14 protein-coding genes are annotated in these 14,920 nt (G+C 59.5%); 5 read left to right on the top strand and 9 right to left on the bottom strand.

The features are described 5' to 3' along the window. Nucleotides 1-81: 81 nt before the first annotated feature. From ACHZCX_RS09590 to ACHZCX_RS09550, 9 genes are all read right to left on the bottom strand, one after another. Nucleotides 82-420, bottom strand: coding sequence for a hypothetical protein (locus tag ACHZCX_RS09590; protein WP_319587013.1), 339 nt, complete (start codon nucleotides 418-420; stop codon nucleotides 82-84). Between the two features lie 157 nt (nucleotides 421-577). Further along, nucleotides 578-1,702: an NrfD/PsrC family molybdoenzyme membrane anchor subunit gene (gene nrfD, locus ACHZCX_RS09585; RefSeq protein WP_319587012.1), complete on the bottom strand. Its 1,125-nt coding sequence runs from the start codon at nucleotides 1,700-1,702 to the stop codon at nucleotides 578-580. Continuing rightward, nucleotides 1,680-2,192, bottom strand: a complete 513-nt coding sequence (locus ACHZCX_RS09580) for a HyaD/HybD family hydrogenase maturation endopeptidase (RefSeq protein ID WP_319587011.1) — start codon at nucleotides 2,190-2,192, stop codon at nucleotides 1,680-1,682. Before ACHZCX_RS09580 ends, nrfD begins: the two co-directional genes overlap by 23 nt. Continuing rightward, a complete protein-coding gene (locus ACHZCX_RS09575; protein WP_319587010.1) occupies nucleotides 2,189-3,889 on the bottom strand; it encodes a nickel-dependent hydrogenase large subunit in 1,701 nt (566 codons plus the stop codon). Before ACHZCX_RS09575 ends, ACHZCX_RS09580 begins: the two co-directional genes overlap by 4 nt. Before the next feature lie 74 nt (nucleotides 3,890-3,963). Then, a complete protein-coding gene (hybA, locus tag ACHZCX_RS09570; protein ID WP_319587009.1) occupies nucleotides 3,964-4,989 on the bottom strand; it encodes a hydrogenase 2 operon protein HybA in 1,026 nt (341 codons plus the stop codon). Nucleotides 4,990-4,993: 4 nt separating this feature from the next. Further along, nucleotides 4,994-6,109, bottom strand: a complete 1,116-nt coding sequence (locus ACHZCX_RS09565; RefSeq protein WP_319587008.1) for a hydrogenase small subunit — start codon at nucleotides 6,107-6,109, stop codon at nucleotides 4,994-4,996. 582 nt (nucleotides 6,110-6,691) lie between these two features. Continuing rightward, nucleotides 6,692-6,934 (bottom strand): hypothetical protein, encoded by a 243-nt coding sequence (locus ACHZCX_RS09560; protein WP_319587007.1) that lies wholly within the window; start codon nucleotides 6,932-6,934, stop codon nucleotides 6,692-6,694. After that, on the bottom strand, nucleotides 6,931-7,257 hold the full coding sequence (locus tag ACHZCX_RS09555) for a hypothetical protein (RefSeq protein WP_319587006.1): 327 nt from the start codon (nucleotides 7,255-7,257) through the stop codon (nucleotides 6,931-6,933). The genes ACHZCX_RS09560 and ACHZCX_RS09555 overlap by 4 nt, the downstream gene beginning before the upstream one ends. Nucleotides 7,258-7,379: 122 nt before the next feature. Continuing rightward, on the bottom strand, nucleotides 7,380-7,634 hold the full coding sequence (locus tag ACHZCX_RS09550; RefSeq protein ID WP_319587005.1) for a hypothetical protein: 255 nt from the start codon (nucleotides 7,632-7,634) through the stop codon (nucleotides 7,380-7,382). A gap of 441 nt (nucleotides 7,635-8,075) precedes the next feature. Here ACHZCX_RS09550 and aceE point away from each other — a divergent pair, with 441 nt between their 5' ends. The 5 genes from aceE to ACHZCX_RS09525 are packed head-to-tail and all read left to right on the top strand — an operon-like array spanning nucleotide 8,076 to nucleotide 14,848. Next, nucleotides 8,076-10,736: a pyruvate dehydrogenase (acetyl-transferring), homodimeric type gene (aceE, locus tag ACHZCX_RS09545; protein WP_319587004.1), complete on the top strand. Its 2,661-nt coding sequence runs from the start codon at nucleotides 8,076-8,078 to the stop codon at nucleotides 10,734-10,736. A gap of 12 nt (nucleotides 10,737-10,748) precedes the next feature. Beyond that, nucleotides 10,749-11,990 carry a 2-oxo acid dehydrogenase subunit E2 gene (locus ACHZCX_RS09540; RefSeq protein WP_319587003.1) on the top strand — a complete coding sequence of 414 codons (1,242 nt, stop codon included), beginning with the start codon at nucleotides 10,749-10,751 and terminating at the stop codon, nucleotides 11,988-11,990. Nucleotides 11,991-12,022: 32 nt separating this feature from the next. Beyond that, complete coding sequence (lpdA, locus tag ACHZCX_RS09535) at nucleotides 12,023-13,429, top strand: dihydrolipoyl dehydrogenase (protein ID WP_319587002.1); 1,407 nt, start codon at nucleotides 12,023-12,025, stop codon at nucleotides 13,427-13,429. Between the two features lie 47 nt (nucleotides 13,430-13,476). Beyond that, on the top strand, nucleotides 13,477-14,484 hold the full coding sequence (pyrC, locus tag ACHZCX_RS09530) for a dihydroorotase (protein WP_319587001.1): 1,008 nt from the start codon (nucleotides 13,477-13,479) through the stop codon (nucleotides 14,482-14,484). Next, nucleotides 14,465-14,848 carry a translation initiation factor Sui1 gene (locus ACHZCX_RS09525; protein ID WP_319587000.1) on the top strand — a complete coding sequence of 128 codons (384 nt, stop codon included), beginning with the start codon at nucleotides 14,465-14,467 and terminating at the stop codon, nucleotides 14,846-14,848. Before pyrC ends, ACHZCX_RS09525 begins: the two co-directional genes overlap by 20 nt. The last annotated feature ends 72 nt before the right edge of the window (nucleotides 14,849-14,920 follow it).

Genomic DNA, 14,920 nt, shown 5'->3' with positions numbered 1-14,920 from the left:
GTTTGACCAGCGGGCGAGTGCGGGATGGAGCCGGCAGGTTGTTCACCTGGGGCGGCCCCAATCCCATCCCCTCCCTCCGTCTTAGGGTTTTTTGGTGCAGAAAGATCGGGCCTGGGCGTCGTGCGAACTCAGGCAGTCAACCAGCGTTGAACTCTCTTGGTCTGTGAGAACGGCGCCTTGCTTGATCATGGTATGCATGACCCATTGCCAGTAGACTGTTTCGGGGACCATAAAGTGACGTCCTGCTGCACTCTCATCCATCTTTACGCAAACATAGTCCTTAACGGTATGGCAGGAAGAACACTTGTTTTGTAAAAGTACTTTGCATTCCTCACCGGCAAGCGCTGAACCTGCCAGAAAAATTCCGGCCAGGGCCGGAACAAGCAGCTTGCATGCCCATACCTTTTTCAATTGATTCATAGCAACAACCTCCTAGGGTTCATCGAGCCTGGAAACAATCATCTCATTCCCGTAAACGGTGCCCGCACGGAGAAGCCGGAGAATGGTAACCTCCCCATGCGGGTTCCTTGCCAATATCCGCGCCCGCCGCAAGGCCGGTTTCGTGGTCGGCGCGGCTTCAGTGCGAAAACAGCGGCAGATACTTTGCCGACATCTTGAAGAGCAAAACCCCCAGGCAAATAATACCCAGTGAGACCGCGAACTCCATCCATGAAGGCGTATAGGAAAAGCCTTTCCATGTGTTGAACTGCTCCATGCTGAAAAGGCACACATTCATCCGGTTGAGCATTACGCCGGCGATGACGATGATATTGACCTTGAAGATGGTGTTAAGGTTGGTTCGGTTTTTCTTGATACTCAGGATCGCGATGGGCAGGATCACACCGACGAGCATTTCCAGCAGGAACATATTGGCCTCAATGGTGCCGTCAAAGGCCGCGCCGATACCAGCATTTACGAACCACTGGTAGAGTTTGAGTATCAGGTAGAAACTGAGGACGATCAGGCAGCCGCGGGCCAGCCCATAAAAAACCTCTTTGTCCACCTCGTGGTGAAGAAACTTCTTGCTGAGCATGGCTTCAAAGCTGACCATGGAGAGTCCCATGGCCACGGCTGAAATCATGAAATGATACGGCATAACGGTGCTCCACCACAGCGGCGACATCTTGGAGGGAGCGATCAGGAAGACTGCGCCCAGCGATGCTTGATGCAGGGTGGAGAGCATGACGCCGAAGATGACAGCGCCCACCATGATCTTGTTCACGGCTTTGAGTGTCTTATGCCAGCCGAGCTTTTCAAGGACCATGGGACTGAACTCGAGTGCCAGGGTGGCGGTGTAAAAAATAACGTGCATGGCTACGACCCACATGACCGAGTGCCACTGCCACATGAGCATTGGGTTTGGCAGACGGAAGGGGTGGCCGATGTCGAGAAAGATGGCGGCCACCGCCATCAGGTAGCCAAGAAAGGCTGTGAGGATGGCGGGCCGGACAATGACATGATATTTCTTCCAGTTGAAGATATAGACGGCGCAGGCGATGATGAAACCGCCAGCGGCCATGGCGACGCCGCCAAGAACGTCGAGGCCGAGCCAGAAGGCCCATGGATAGCCGTCGTTCATGTTGGTTGCCGCGCCGAGGCCAAAGAGCATTCGATAGCCGGCGACCGCGCCGCCGAGGATCATCAGGACCACCATGACGATGGTCGCCGGGGTCCACATTTTAATTTGCGGATTCGATTCCATTGCGTTTCACCTCATATCCAAAGTGACGGAGTTGATCAACAACTGCACGGATAGTTTTTTCCATTCCGGCCTCCACTTCCGGGGACAGGCCGATGCCGACCTCGAGCTGTTTGGGCTCAATGCCGTACAAGGTCAGATGTTTGGGCATAGTGTCGCACATCTGGGCGGCGGCCAGGACATCACAGATGCCCAATTGGTGCGGCGTTGTCCTGGCCATGAAGGCACGGGGGACATGCTCGTCCTCGACCATGATCACGGTGCCCGGTTCCCGGTCGTCGCGAAGGGCGTCGATCAGGATGACATGGTCCTTGCTTTCCAGCATTGAGAGCAGCTCAAAGCCGGCCGTGCCGCCATCGACGCATGCCACCGAAGGGGGTAGGGTGTAGCGGCGGCCTAATGCCTCGACCGTCAGACAGCCAACCCCTTCGTCGCCGATCAGCAGGTTGCCGATGCCCAGCACCAGCGTTTTCACCTCATGCCCATCAATCACAGGACTTTGACCTTGCTGATCGGGGTTTTCTTGCCGTCGACCAGATGGATGGCACAGGCCAGGCATGGGTCAAAGGAATGGACCGTGCGCAGAACCTCGAGCGGCAGTTCAGGGTCCGCTATTGGATTGCCGACCAAGGAGGCTTCGTAGGGACCGAGAGCATCTTCGCCGTTGCGTGGGCCGGCGTTCCAGGTGGAGGGAACGACCGCCTGATAATTCTTGATCTTGCCGTTCTCAATCACAATCCAGTGGGAGAGGGTGCCGCGCGGAGCTTCGTGGAAGCCTGTGCCGCGCTGTTCACCTTTCGGGAACACCGGGGCGTTGAAGGTGTCGAGGTCGCCCTTGCCGATGTTGTCGATCAGGGCCTGCCATTGGACGTTCATGTTCTCGTAGAGTACCCCGCAGCGGATTACGCGGGCGGCAATCCGGCCGATGGTCGAGTGGAGGGCATCAATGCCTACGGTGGTACCGGCCAGGGCGGAGACGTTTTTCAGGGTCAGGTCGACATACTTCTTGGTGGCCTCGTGGCCAGAGAGGTACATGGCGACCACGTTGGGCAGCGGGCCGACCTGGGCAGGCTGGCCCAGATAGGTGGGTGCCTTGACCCATGTGTACTTCTTATCGTAATCGAAGCCGGTATAGTTGGGCACCGTCTCTTCCTCGTAGGGCGAGCGGTCCCAGTTGCCGTTGTACCAGGCGTGCTTGATCGATTCCTTGATGCCGTCGTAGAGTGACTTCTCGCGTTGGCTGGTGATCGGGACGAACTTGCTGATGTCGCCGCCGGGAATGTAGCCGCCGGGCAGGGCGAAAACCGTGCCCTTGGTGTCCATGGGCATATCGGGCACCGACAGGTAGTTGAGCACGCCGGCGCCGTATTTGGTCCAGTCGGCGTAGAAGGCGCCAATCGCGGCGACATCGGTGAGCATGGCCTCTTTGATGAAGGTGCCGACCTCATCGATCAGGGTCTTGATATGGAACAACTTTTCGACGGTCAGGTTGGCCGGGCTGTTCGGGTTGATCGGATTGGTGACGCCGCCCACGGCCAGATTTTGGATGTGCGGGGTCTTGCTGCCGAGAATCGCCACCACCGTGTTGATCTTGCGCTGGTAATCCAGGGCTTGCAAGTAGTGGGTGGCGGCGAGCAGGTTGACCTCAGGCGAGAGTTTCATCGCCGGATGGCCCCAGTAGCCGCTGGCAAAGATGCCCAGCTGGCCGCTGCCGATGAATTTCTTCAGTCGGTCCTGGGTGGCCTTGATAGCCTGGGGGCTATTACCGGTCCAGTTGGACAGCTTCTGGCCCAAGGCCGCGGTGGCCGCCACGTCGGCCTTGGTGGCGGAGACGATGTCCACCCAATCCAGGGCGCAGAGGTGATAGAAGTGGACAATGTGATCGTGAATACCATGGGCGCCAATCACCAGGTTGCGGATGAACTGGGCGTTAAGCGGAATCTCCATTTTCAGGGCATCTTCCACCGCCCGTACAGAGGCCATGGCATGCACCGTGGTGCAGACACCGCAGATGCGTTGGGCATAGGCCCAAGCATCACGGGGATCGCGGCCTTTGAGGATGATTTCAATACCGCGCCACATCTGTCCCGATGACCAGGCGTTGGTAATCTTGCCGTTATCAACTTCACAATCAATCCGAAGATGACCCTCGATTCTGGTTACGGGATCAATGGTTATTTTCTTGGCCATGTGTGTTCTCCTTTATACCCCCCTTCAGGGGGTAGTCGGCAATATGCTTGGGTTTCGCGGGGTTGTCCCGATGCTCAGGACGCGTCCCCTTTTCCGGATTCCTTTTTGTTTTTATCCAGTTTCTGAGTCACTACACGCACCACTGTGCCGGTGACCAGCAGGGTGGCGATCAGTTTAGGGACCGCTGAAACGTAGTTCCAGGTGAAGTCGGGGTAGACCTGGTTGGTGATCCTCGGATTGAATCCCAGCTTGTCGAACGTGACCCCGGAGAGGAAAAGATATTGGGTGCCGCCGGCTTCGGTCAAACCGTAGACGTGATTGACATAATTGGCCACCACCTTCTCGGTGTGCTCGTTGCCGTCAACCCGTTTGACCGGATAGGAGTAAACCTCGCCGGGCTTGAGGGCGAGGCGGCGTTTGGCCTCTTCTTGCAGATCCTTGACCTTGCCGAAGATGGAGGCGCCGGTGGGGCAGAACTCGCAACAGGCCGAGTATTTGCCCTGGGCGTAGCGGTGGTTGCACAACTGGCACTTGACCACCGAGGGCGATGCCTTGCTCCATTCGTACATGGGGATGTTGAAGGGGCAGGCAATCTGACAGTACCGGCAGCCAAAGCAGCGATCCTTGTTGTAGGTGACGATGCCGGTCGTCGGGTTTTTCTGCAGGGCCGCCACCGGGCAGACCGAAACGCAGGCCGGTTCGATGCAGTGCAGGCAGTGGAGTTTGAGGAAACTCAGGCTCTGCTCGCCGGAAGCGGGTTTGGCCTCTTTGCCATCGTTCCGGTGCGCCTTGATGATGCACAGGGTTTTGTCGGAAAGATTCTGCGGAGCGTCATAAATTTTATCGGGCTCGTTGTAAACGTAGGGAATCTGGCCAGCTGTGTCCTTATGGTACAGTGCCCCGCCCCGCTCCGAGTTGACCTTCTTGCAGTTGACCATGCACGACTTGCAACCGATGCATAAGGTCGCGTCATAGAGAATGCCCACTGCTTCCGGCGGTAATTCTGGGGTCTTGGCCGCCTGGGCAGGCGTGGCGCCCGCCGACAGCGCCAAGCCGGCACCAGCAGAAATTTTGAGAAAATCGCGTCTATTAATCGACATGGCTTTATTCTCCCGAGCTTGAGGAACCGTCACCCTTGCCGCCTCTCGTGGACAGAGCCACCGCCACCGCGCCAACGGCCGCACCAGCGACGCCGTAGGCGAATTTCTGGGCGCCGCTCCCCTTTTCCGGTACCGCATCGACTTGCTGCGCCGGCGGAGTCGGGAAGATCACCTTGGCTTTGGAGAACAGCGGGCTGTGGAAGCCAACCTTCTCCTCGGAGCAGCCAAAGCAGGGCGAACCGGTGGCCACCGGCCAGCAGCCGGGGGTGTCGTTGAAGGGGAGGGTGGAACAGTTGTTGTAGGTCTCTGGACCCTTGCAGCCGAGTTTGTACAGGCAGTAGCCAAGGCGATGGTTGTCATCCCCGAATTCCTCGGCAAAGCGGCCGGCGTCGAAGTGGGGTCGCCGTTCGCAGTTTTCATGGATGAGCCGATCGTAAGCGAACTTAGGGCGTCCCTTACCATCGAGGGCCGGGAGTTTGCCGAAGGTCATGAAATGAATGACCGTGGAGAGGAAATTGTAAGGGTTGGGCGGACAGCCGGGGATGTTGACCACCGGAATCCCCTTGGCCTTGAGTACCTCGTAGACCGGAGTCGCCCCGGTGGGGTTGGGGTCGGCGGCGGCAACGCCGCCCCAGGCGGCGCAGGAGCCGAGAGCGATTACAGCGGCTGCGAGCGGTGCGGTTTCTAGAAGAATGTCGAGTACCGGTTTGCCGGCAACCATGCAGTAGACACCTTTATCCTTGATCGGAATGGCGCCATCGACTACCAGGATGAACTTGCCTTTGTTCTCTTGAATCGCCTTTTCGCGGTACGCTTCGGCTTGGTGCCCTGCCCCGACATTGAGGGTTTCGGAGTAGTCGAGGGAGATTAGATCGAGGATGAGGGTGTCCAGTTTCGGATGCCCGGCCCGCAACAGTGTTTCGACGCAGCCGGTGCATTCCTGAGCGGAAAGCCAGATCACCGACGGTCGCTTCGGCGAGGTGACGGCTTCAGCGATTTCCGGCACCGCCGTCATTGGCAGTCCCATCGTCGCGGCGATAGCCGTACAGAACTTCATGAAATCCCTGCGAGTCACGCTGCTCAACAGATTATCGTTGCTGCCCACAACCTTTGACTTCATCTGTCACCTCCTTGATGTACAGTTAACTGCTTATGCACGCATGAAATTTTGACCTATCTCTCTTTGAAACAAACTATGGGGGGAATTCTTCTGGATGTTCTATAAGGAGAAAAAAAAACCTGTGCAATATATTTTTTATTTTGCACAACCCGCACAATCAGCGATTGGGATGTGTTGTGCAAGTAAGGCAAATGACGGACAGGCTGGTGGGGTAAACCTGTCATCCGTATTTTAGGCTCCCGTCGAAGGACAGGGGGAAAGAAGTTTTGAGGGCAAGACTCGCTTCCCTGATTGACGTCATGGAGTTTGTCCATCTTGCACAGTCTGGGCATTGGGATCGCAAAAAAACAACCCGTGGGGCCAGGAGATGCTGGTGCAGGGAAGACGGAGATTGCTGGTCGGCCTTCTTCCTGAACATACGTTATGGGGCAGACGCGGGCCTGTGGATTACGGGTGTGAAATGCGGGTTTTGAAGAGAGGTGGAAGGGGAGATTGTGCGTGTTGTCTCCGGGAACAACGAGAGACATGCTATTGGCTCCCTAAAAGTTCTTGGAGCCTCGAGCAATCGTGTGGCGGGTTTTCTTACATGTGCGATTCCACTAGATCCCCGGCGGAACCTTTCCAGGTGCAGGCGCCGCAGTAGAGGTGATCCGGATCGATCAGGTTTACATCCTTCACCTGCTGGTCCGGCCGTGCAATCACCGGATGTCGGCCGGTATCCATTTGGAAAACGATTCGTTCATCGGTCCTTGAGGAGACAAACCATGCCGAGCCGCATTTTGGGCAAGCCAGCAGTTCCATGGAATGTTGGTAGTCGGCGCTCATTCGGGTTGCGGAGGTGCGTCGTCAAGAAAATGGAGGGACATCTTTTCATCGGCGTCTGCCGTCAATTGGTACGGTCCGCGACGGAGCAGGGTGATGCCTTTGCCGCTTGCCGCAGTCTGGACTGCGGTGAAGAGTTGCTGCGCTTCGTCCTCGGTGGTTGCAACATTGGCAGAATAAAAGAGGATTTCCCCAACCTTGCCGAACTGGAGGAGAAAATGATTGTGCTGGATAAAAATCAGATCTTCATAGGCATAGGTCACCTCGATCCCGATCAGTTCCAACATCTCCTTGACCATGCCCAACGGCCTGTATTGCACACTCATTGTTTCTGCTCCCCAAACGATCGTTTTCAGTTCTGATGCCACGGGCGGAGGATCAAGGGAACCGCCGGTGCCCGTTGCCGGTTGAGCCGGCTCGTCTTTCCTGGTTGATACGTCTTGAAAAATTACTTCGTTGGCCCCTCTTTGGGGCTGTAGGTCCTGATCGACTGGATGCTTTGCCAATCGTAATAACTGTTGATCATTTTGCCGTCTTCTTCCTCGGTGATCCGAATAAAACTCTCGCCCAGAAACAGCACTGCACTTTCAAACCGTTTGCCCTCGTTGATCTGGAGAGTTACGCCGTTGCGTAATTTCCGCGACAGCGTGCCATGCACCGGCATGGAGGCATATTCAAAAATCTTTTCCCATGTCTCTTTCATATCGTTTGTCTCCTGCCGTGCCACCCGGGAAGGCCGGGATGCGGCCGGTTCCCTCGATAAGGGAAAAGCAAAACCTGGGCCAGTAACGACAGGTGATTGATTTGTCTGCTAAATCAATTGGTTGTCCGGTTGAAGGTCTGCAGGTCAACCCATCGTTCTGTCGGTTGGCAACAAGTTCGACAGGTGAGGGGTGGCAAAAGGGTAGCGACTTGGACATTTTTGTCGTGGTGCTGGTGCGAGTGGCAGGGCAAATCGTGTCCTGGATAGAGGCGGGTGCGCTAACTCTTGCAGAGGACCGGAATATCATGATAACGTGCGGATCGTTCAGGAAAATGCCCGATTCACGCATTATATCGGGTTCAGCTGCCCGGGTGGAAGCGTTTCGGCGCCACACCAAAAGGCGAGAACCCGGAGTTCCCCTCTCTCTTTCCAGGAGGCCAGATGAGTGCGTATTTCAACGATCCCGACCCGGCAGAGACCAACGACTGGCTGCAATCCCTCGACGGGGTGATTGCCCAGGAAGGCGGAGAGAAGGCGGATTATCTCCTCCGCACCCTGACCGACCGCGCCAGAAGCAGGGGCGTCAACACCTCGCCCGGCATCCTTACCCCCTACGGCAACACCCTCCTCCCCGACCAGAGCGAGGTCATCCCTCCTGAGGAATCGTGGCTTGCCCGCAACGTGGCGGCCTATGTCCGCTGGAACGCCATGGCCATGGTCGCCCGCGCCAACAAGGACGGAAAGGCCCTGGGCGGGCATATCGCCACCTACACCTCGATTTCCGCCATCTACGAGGTTGGTTTCAACTGGTTTTTTCGTGGCCCCGATGGCCCGGACGGCGCCGACCTAGTCTATTTCCAGGGACACAGCGTTCCCGGCGTCTATGCCCGCGCCTTTGTCGAAGGACGGCTCAGCGAGGAACAGGTGGCCCATTTTCGTCAGGAGGTGGATGGACGCGGTCTCTCCTCCTATCCCCATCCCTGGCTGATGCCCGATTTCTGGCAGTTTCCGACCGTCTCCATGGGGTTGGGACCGATGGCGGCCATCTATCAGGCCCGGTTCATGCGCTACATGGACAGCCGGGGCCTGAAACCGGCCGGGGAGCGTAAGATCTGGGTCTTCATGGGCGACGGCGAGTCCGATGAGCCCGAGGCCTTGGGGGCGTTGTCGCTGGCGGCCCGCGAAGGCCTCGATAATCTCATTTTTGTGGTCAACTGCAACCTGCAGCGCCTGGACGGACCGGTGCGCGGCAACGGTAAAATCATCCAGGAACTGGAGGGCAAGTTCCGTGGTGCCGGCTGGCAGGTGATCAAGGTCCTCTGGGGCAGCGAGTGGGACCAGATTCTAGCGCGCGATACCGAAGGGTTGCTGCTGAAGAAATTCGGCACCATGGTTGACGGCGAATTCCAGACCATCCATGCCCGGGGCCCGGCCTATCTGCGCGAAAAGCTCATCGGGGACGATCCCGCCCTGGTGCGGCTGGTCGAGGGGATCAGCGATGCGCAATTGTGGCAGATGAGCCGTGGCGGCCATGATCCGCGCAAGGTCTACGCCGCCTTTGCCGCAGCCCGCACACACCGGGGCCAGCCCACGGTCATCCTGGTGCAGACCATCAAGGGGTTCGGCATGGGCCAGGCCGGGGAATCGGTGATGGTGGCTCACAACGTCAAGAAGATGGATGTGGAGTCGTTGAAGGTCTTTCGCGATCGCTTCCATGTGCCGCTGCAGGACGAGGAACTGGCCGCGCTGCCCTTTATCAAACCGCCGGAGGACAGCCCGGAGGCAAAATTTTTGAAGGATCGCCGTCAGGCCATGGGCGGGCCGGTGCCCTTTCGCGACAGCCGCCATATCCCGCTGGTCACGCCGCTGCTCGCCGACTTCAGCGGACTGCTCGAGTCCTCCGGGGAGCGGGAAATCTCCACCACCATGGCCTTTGTCCGCCTGCTCACCACCCTGGTCCGGGACAAACAGATCGGCAAGCAGATTGTGCCGATTATTCCGGACGAGGCCCGTACCTTCGGTATGGAGGGGCTGTTTCGTCAGTTGGGCATTTATGCTCCCTTGGGCCAGTTGTACGAGCCGCAGGATGGCGAGGCCCTGGCCTGGTACCGGGAGGATGTTAGGGGCCAGATCCTCGAGGAGGGGATCACCGAGGCCGGGTCCATCTCCTCCTGGCTGGCTGCCGGCACCGCCCATGTCAACTACGGCGTGCCGATGATCCCCTTCTACACCTTTTATTCGATGTTCGGTTTCCAGCGGATCGGCGATCAGTTGTGGGCCGCCGCCGATAGTCGGGCCCGGGGTTTTCTCATGGGCGCCACCTCGGGTCGGACCACCCTCAACGGCGAGGGCTTGCAGCATCAGGACGGCCAGGGGCTGCTTCTGGCCTCGGTCATCCCCAACTGCCGGGCCTCTGACCCCACCTTTGCCTACGAGGTGGCGGTGCTGGTGCAGCAGGGGTTGGAGCGGATGTACGGCCAAGGTGAGGACTGTTACTACTACATCACCCTGCTCAACGAGAATTACCCGCAGCCGGCCATGCCGGCCGGGGTTGAGGAGGGCATCCATCGGGGACTGTACCTGTTCCGCCAGGGGGAGGAGGGCGGACCGCGGGTGCAGCTGCTGGGGAGCGGTGCCATCCTGCGGGAGGTGATCGCCGCTGCCGATTTGCTGGCTGCGGACCATGGGGTGCAGGCCGATATCTGGTCGATTCTCGGCATCAACCAATTGCACCGCGAGGGCATGGAGGTTGAGGACTGGAATCGCTTCCATCCCGATCAGCCAGCGCGGCGTGCGTATCTGAGCGAGGCGATGGCCGGATTTGCGGGACCGGCGGTGATCGCCACCGACTATGTACGCGGCTATGCCGAGCAGATCCGGCGCTTGATTCCCAATCCCCTGACCATTCTCGGTACCGACGGTTTCGGCCGCAGCGACAGCCGCGAGTCCCTGCGCGCCTTCTTCCGGGTGGATCGGCAGCACATCGTCGTTGCCGCGCTGGCGGCCCTGGCCGAGCAGGGCGAACTGGACAGGGCCAGGGTGGCGGAGGCAATCAAACACTACCGGATCGATGCCGATGCCCCGCACCCCGTCAACCGCTAGGAGGAGACAGCCATGCGCCTGGAAAAAATAATCGTCCCGGATTTCGGCGGCGTCCAGAAGATCACGGTGATCGAGGTGTTGATCAAACCCGGAGATACCGTCGAACAAGAGGCGGCCTTGATCGTCCTGGAGAGTGAGAAGGCGGTGATGGAGATTCCTTCGCCGTTTGCGGGCACTATCAAGAAGGTGCAGTGCAAGGAAGGGGACACGGTCAAGGGCGGCGACCTGATCGCCGAAATCGAGGTCAGCGAAGATGCCGAGTCGACGGAGAAACCGGCCGAAGCTGTTGCCCCAACGCCCGCGCCGCCGTCCATCGAGGCGCAACCGGCTCCGGTCCCCGCGCCGCAGGAACCGGCCACGGAAGCGGATGCACCGGCCCCCTCGTATCATGCCACCCCTTCGGTCCGGGCCTATGCCCGCGAGTTGGGGGTTGATCTGGCCCAGGTGCGGGCTACCGGTCCCAAGGGGCGGATTCTCAGGGAAGATGTCCAGGCTCTGGTCAAGCAGGCCCTGGCCCAACCCGCCGGTGGCCCCGTCCTGTCGGCCCCGCTGGAGGACTTCAGTCTCCATGGCCCCATCGAGGAGCTGCCGCTGACCCGCATCCAGAAAATATCAGGGCCGCACCTGCACGCGAGCTGGGTCGGTATTCCCCTGGTCACCCATTTCGACGAGGCCGACATTACCGAGCTCGACCGGTTCCGCCAGCAGCTGCAGGCGGAAGACGGGAAGAAGTATAGCCCCCTGGTCTTCGCGGTCAAGGCGGCGGTGGCAGCGCTGCAGGTCCACCCGCTGTGCAACAGCTCCCTGGTGCCCGGCGAGAAAATTATCCTCAAGCGCTACTACCATATCGGCATCGCGGTCGATACCCCCCAGGGGCTGACCGTGCCGGTGCTCAAACATGCCGACCGGATGGGGTTGCGCGACATTGCCGCGGAACTGGCCCGGCTGAGTGCGGCAGCCCGTGCGGGCAAGCTGACCATCGGCGAGTCGCAGGGGGTTTCGTTTACCCTCTCCAGCCTCGGCGGTATTGGCGGCACCGGCTTTACCCCCCTGGTGAGCGCGCCGCAGGCAGCCATCCTCGGGTTGTCCCAATCGGTTACCAAGCCGGTGTGGGATGGCCAGGCCTTTGCCCCTCGGCTGATCCTGCCCTTTTCCGTTTCCTACGATCACCGGATCATCGACGGCGCCGAGGCAGCCCGGTTCTGCCGGACCCTGCGGTTGTACCTTGAAGATCTGAAGCGAACCCTGGTATAAAGGCCCCTCATTTTTCTCAAAGGAGGCATTCTATGGTGCATGAACTAACAACCGGCGTCGCTGTTCTCGGCGGCGGACCGGGCGGCTATACGGCAGCTTTTCGCGCAGCTGACTTGGGACTTGACGTCTGCCTGATCGAACAGGGCGGGCGGCTGGGCGGGGTCTGCCTCAATGTCGGCTGTATTCCCTCGAAAACCCTGCTGCATGCAGCCTTCGTGATCGAAGAGGCACAAGCGGCGAGCGAATTTGGGGTGAGTTTTGGCACGCCTCAGATCGACATCGAGGCCCTGCGCAGTCATAAAGCCAAGATTGTCACCCAACTGACCAACGGTCTGGATGGTTTGTGCAAGGCCCGTAAGATCACCCGGCTCACCGGCCATGGCACCTTTGTCGATCAGAAGACCCTACTGGTCAGCGGCAAGGACGGCGACACCAGGGTCAGCTTCACCGACGCGATCATCGCCACCGGCTCGCATCCCTTTGTCTTGCCCGGATGTCCGGACGACCCCCGCATCTGGGATTCCACCGATGCCCTGGCCCTGACCACGGTGCCAAAGCGGCTGCTGGTCATCGGCGGCGGCATCATCGGTCTGGAGATGGCCCAGGTCTACAGCGCGCTCGGTGCCGAGATCACCATCGTCGAGATGCTGCCGCAAATTATCCCGCCCGCGGACCGCGATCTGGTCCAGCCGCTCTTTCTGAAGCTGAAGAAGAAATATCGAATTTACACCGAGACCAGAGTGGCCGGGATCACCGATGGACCGGCTGGCATTGAGGTTATCCTTGAGGGCAAGATAGCAACGACCGAGAGCTTCGACGCCGTCCTGGTGGCGGTGGGGCGGCGGCCCAACACCGCAGGTTTCGGGCTGGAGACGATCGGTTTGGCGCTTGACGGGCACGGCTTTCTTCCGGTCAATGAGCGCCAGCAGACCGCGGTGCCCCATTTCTATGCCATCGGCGATGTGGTCGGCGAACCGATGCTGGCCCACAAGGCCTCGCATCAGGGAAAGGTGGCGGCTGAGGTAATTGCCGGCCACAAGTCGGCCTTCACCCCGATGACCATCCCTTCGGTGGCCTATACTTCTCCGGAGGTCGCCTGGATGGGGTTGACCGAGAAGGAGGCCGAACAGCAGGGGCTTTCTTTTAAAAAAGGCAAATTTCCCTGGGGTGCCAGTGGCCGTGCCTTGAGCAGCGGCGCGAGCAACGGTGTCAGCAAGGTGCTGTTTGATGAGGTCACCGGCCGCATCCTCGGTGCCGGCATCTGCGGGCTCAATGCCGGCGAACTGATCCACGAGGCGGTGCTTGCCCTGGAGATGGGCGCCAATGCCGAGGACATCAGCAAAACCGTGCATGCCCATCCAACGCTCGCCGAAACCTTTGCCTTTGCCGCCGAGATGGTCGACGGCTCGATCACCGATGTCCTGCCGCCCAAAAAATAACCCCTGTTTTTTGAGCGGCCAATCAACCTCAACCCCCATTCAGATCGATGAACCTGTTGCTTGATGCCCCCTTGGACATGCACCTGCACCTGCGCGAGCAGGAAATGCTGCACCTGGTCGCCCCCTTCAGCGCCGTCCAGTTCGCCGGCGGGGTGGTTATGCCCAACCTGATCGAGCCGGTGGATACCCTGGCCCGATTGCGGGCCTACCGCGCCGCCATCCACCATGCCTGCGGTGCGGAGACCTTCACGCCGTACATGACCCTTTTCTTTCGCGAGTACAGCCGTGAGGAATTGATTGCCGCCAAGGACGAGATCATCGGGCTCAAGCTCTATCCGGCCGGGATCACCACCCAGAGTGAGGCCGGGGTGCGCGACTTCGACCGGATCGGGGCAACCGTGGCTCTGTTGGAGGAGTTGGATATCCCGCTGTTGGTGCACGGCGAGACCAGCGGTTTTGTCATGGATCGGGAGCGGGAGTTTCTGCCTGTCTACCAATGGCTGGCCGAGACCTTCCCCCGGCTGCGGATGGTCATGGAGCACATCACCACAGCTGCGGCGGTCGAGTTTCTGGAGAAGTTTGACAATGTCGCGGCCACCGTCACCCTCCATCACCTGATGATAACCCTGGGCGATGTCGCGGGCGGGCTCCTGCGACCGGATCTGTTCTGCAAGCCGATCGCTAAGACGCCGCGCGACCGGGAAGCTCTGCGGAGGGCGGTGTTCGGTGGCCACTCCCGACTGCTGTTCGGCTCGGATTCGGCCCCGCATCCTCGCCATAAGAAGGAATGCTGCGGCTGCGCCGCTGGGGTCTTCTCCGCGCCGGTGGCCCTGCCCATGCTGGTGCAGCTTTTTGAAGAGGCGGAGTGTCTGGAGCGATTGCCTGCATTCATTTCCGGCAATGCCCAGCGGTTCTACCGGATTGCGCCACCGGCAAAGACCGTGGAACTCCGGCGTGAAGCGTGGCTGGTTCCCGATTTGTATGGATCGGTGCGGCCCTTCCTGGCAGGTCAGGAACTCCGATGGTCCCTATCAGATGAACAGGGGAAAGGCTGAGATGGTGGTCAAAAAGAAACCATCCGGCTTGGTTTATTCCACCGAACACGGCCGGATCTGCCCCAGCTGCGTCCGACCGGTCGCAGCCTGCACCTGCAAGGCAAAATCACCCGCCCCCAAAAGTGACGGTATTGTCCGGGTTGGCCGCGAGACTAAAGGCCGCAAGGGCAGCGGGGTGACGATGATCACCGGCCTCGCGCTGGGTCCGGAGGAACTCAGAGAACTGGGCAGCCAATTGAAAAAGAAGTGTGGCACCGGTGGCACCGTCAAAGACGGCGTCATTGAAATTCAGGGCGATCACCGCGATCTTTTGGTGGCAACCCTGCAGCAGCTCGGCTACACGGTCAAACGGGCGGGCGGTTGATCAACTCTCCCGGACTCGCGCGAATCCTCCTGGCCGGCTGAGTGCTGGTTAGAGAATTTATATTCCCCCTGG

This window comes from uncultured Desulfobulbus sp. (assembly GCF_963662935.2).
Taxonomy (GTDB): domain Bacteria; phylum Desulfobacterota; class Desulfobulbia; order Desulfobulbales; family Desulfobulbaceae; genus Desulfobulbus.
Note: the sequence above shows the minus strand (reverse complement) of the source record. Positions and strands in the feature narration are given on the sequence as shown.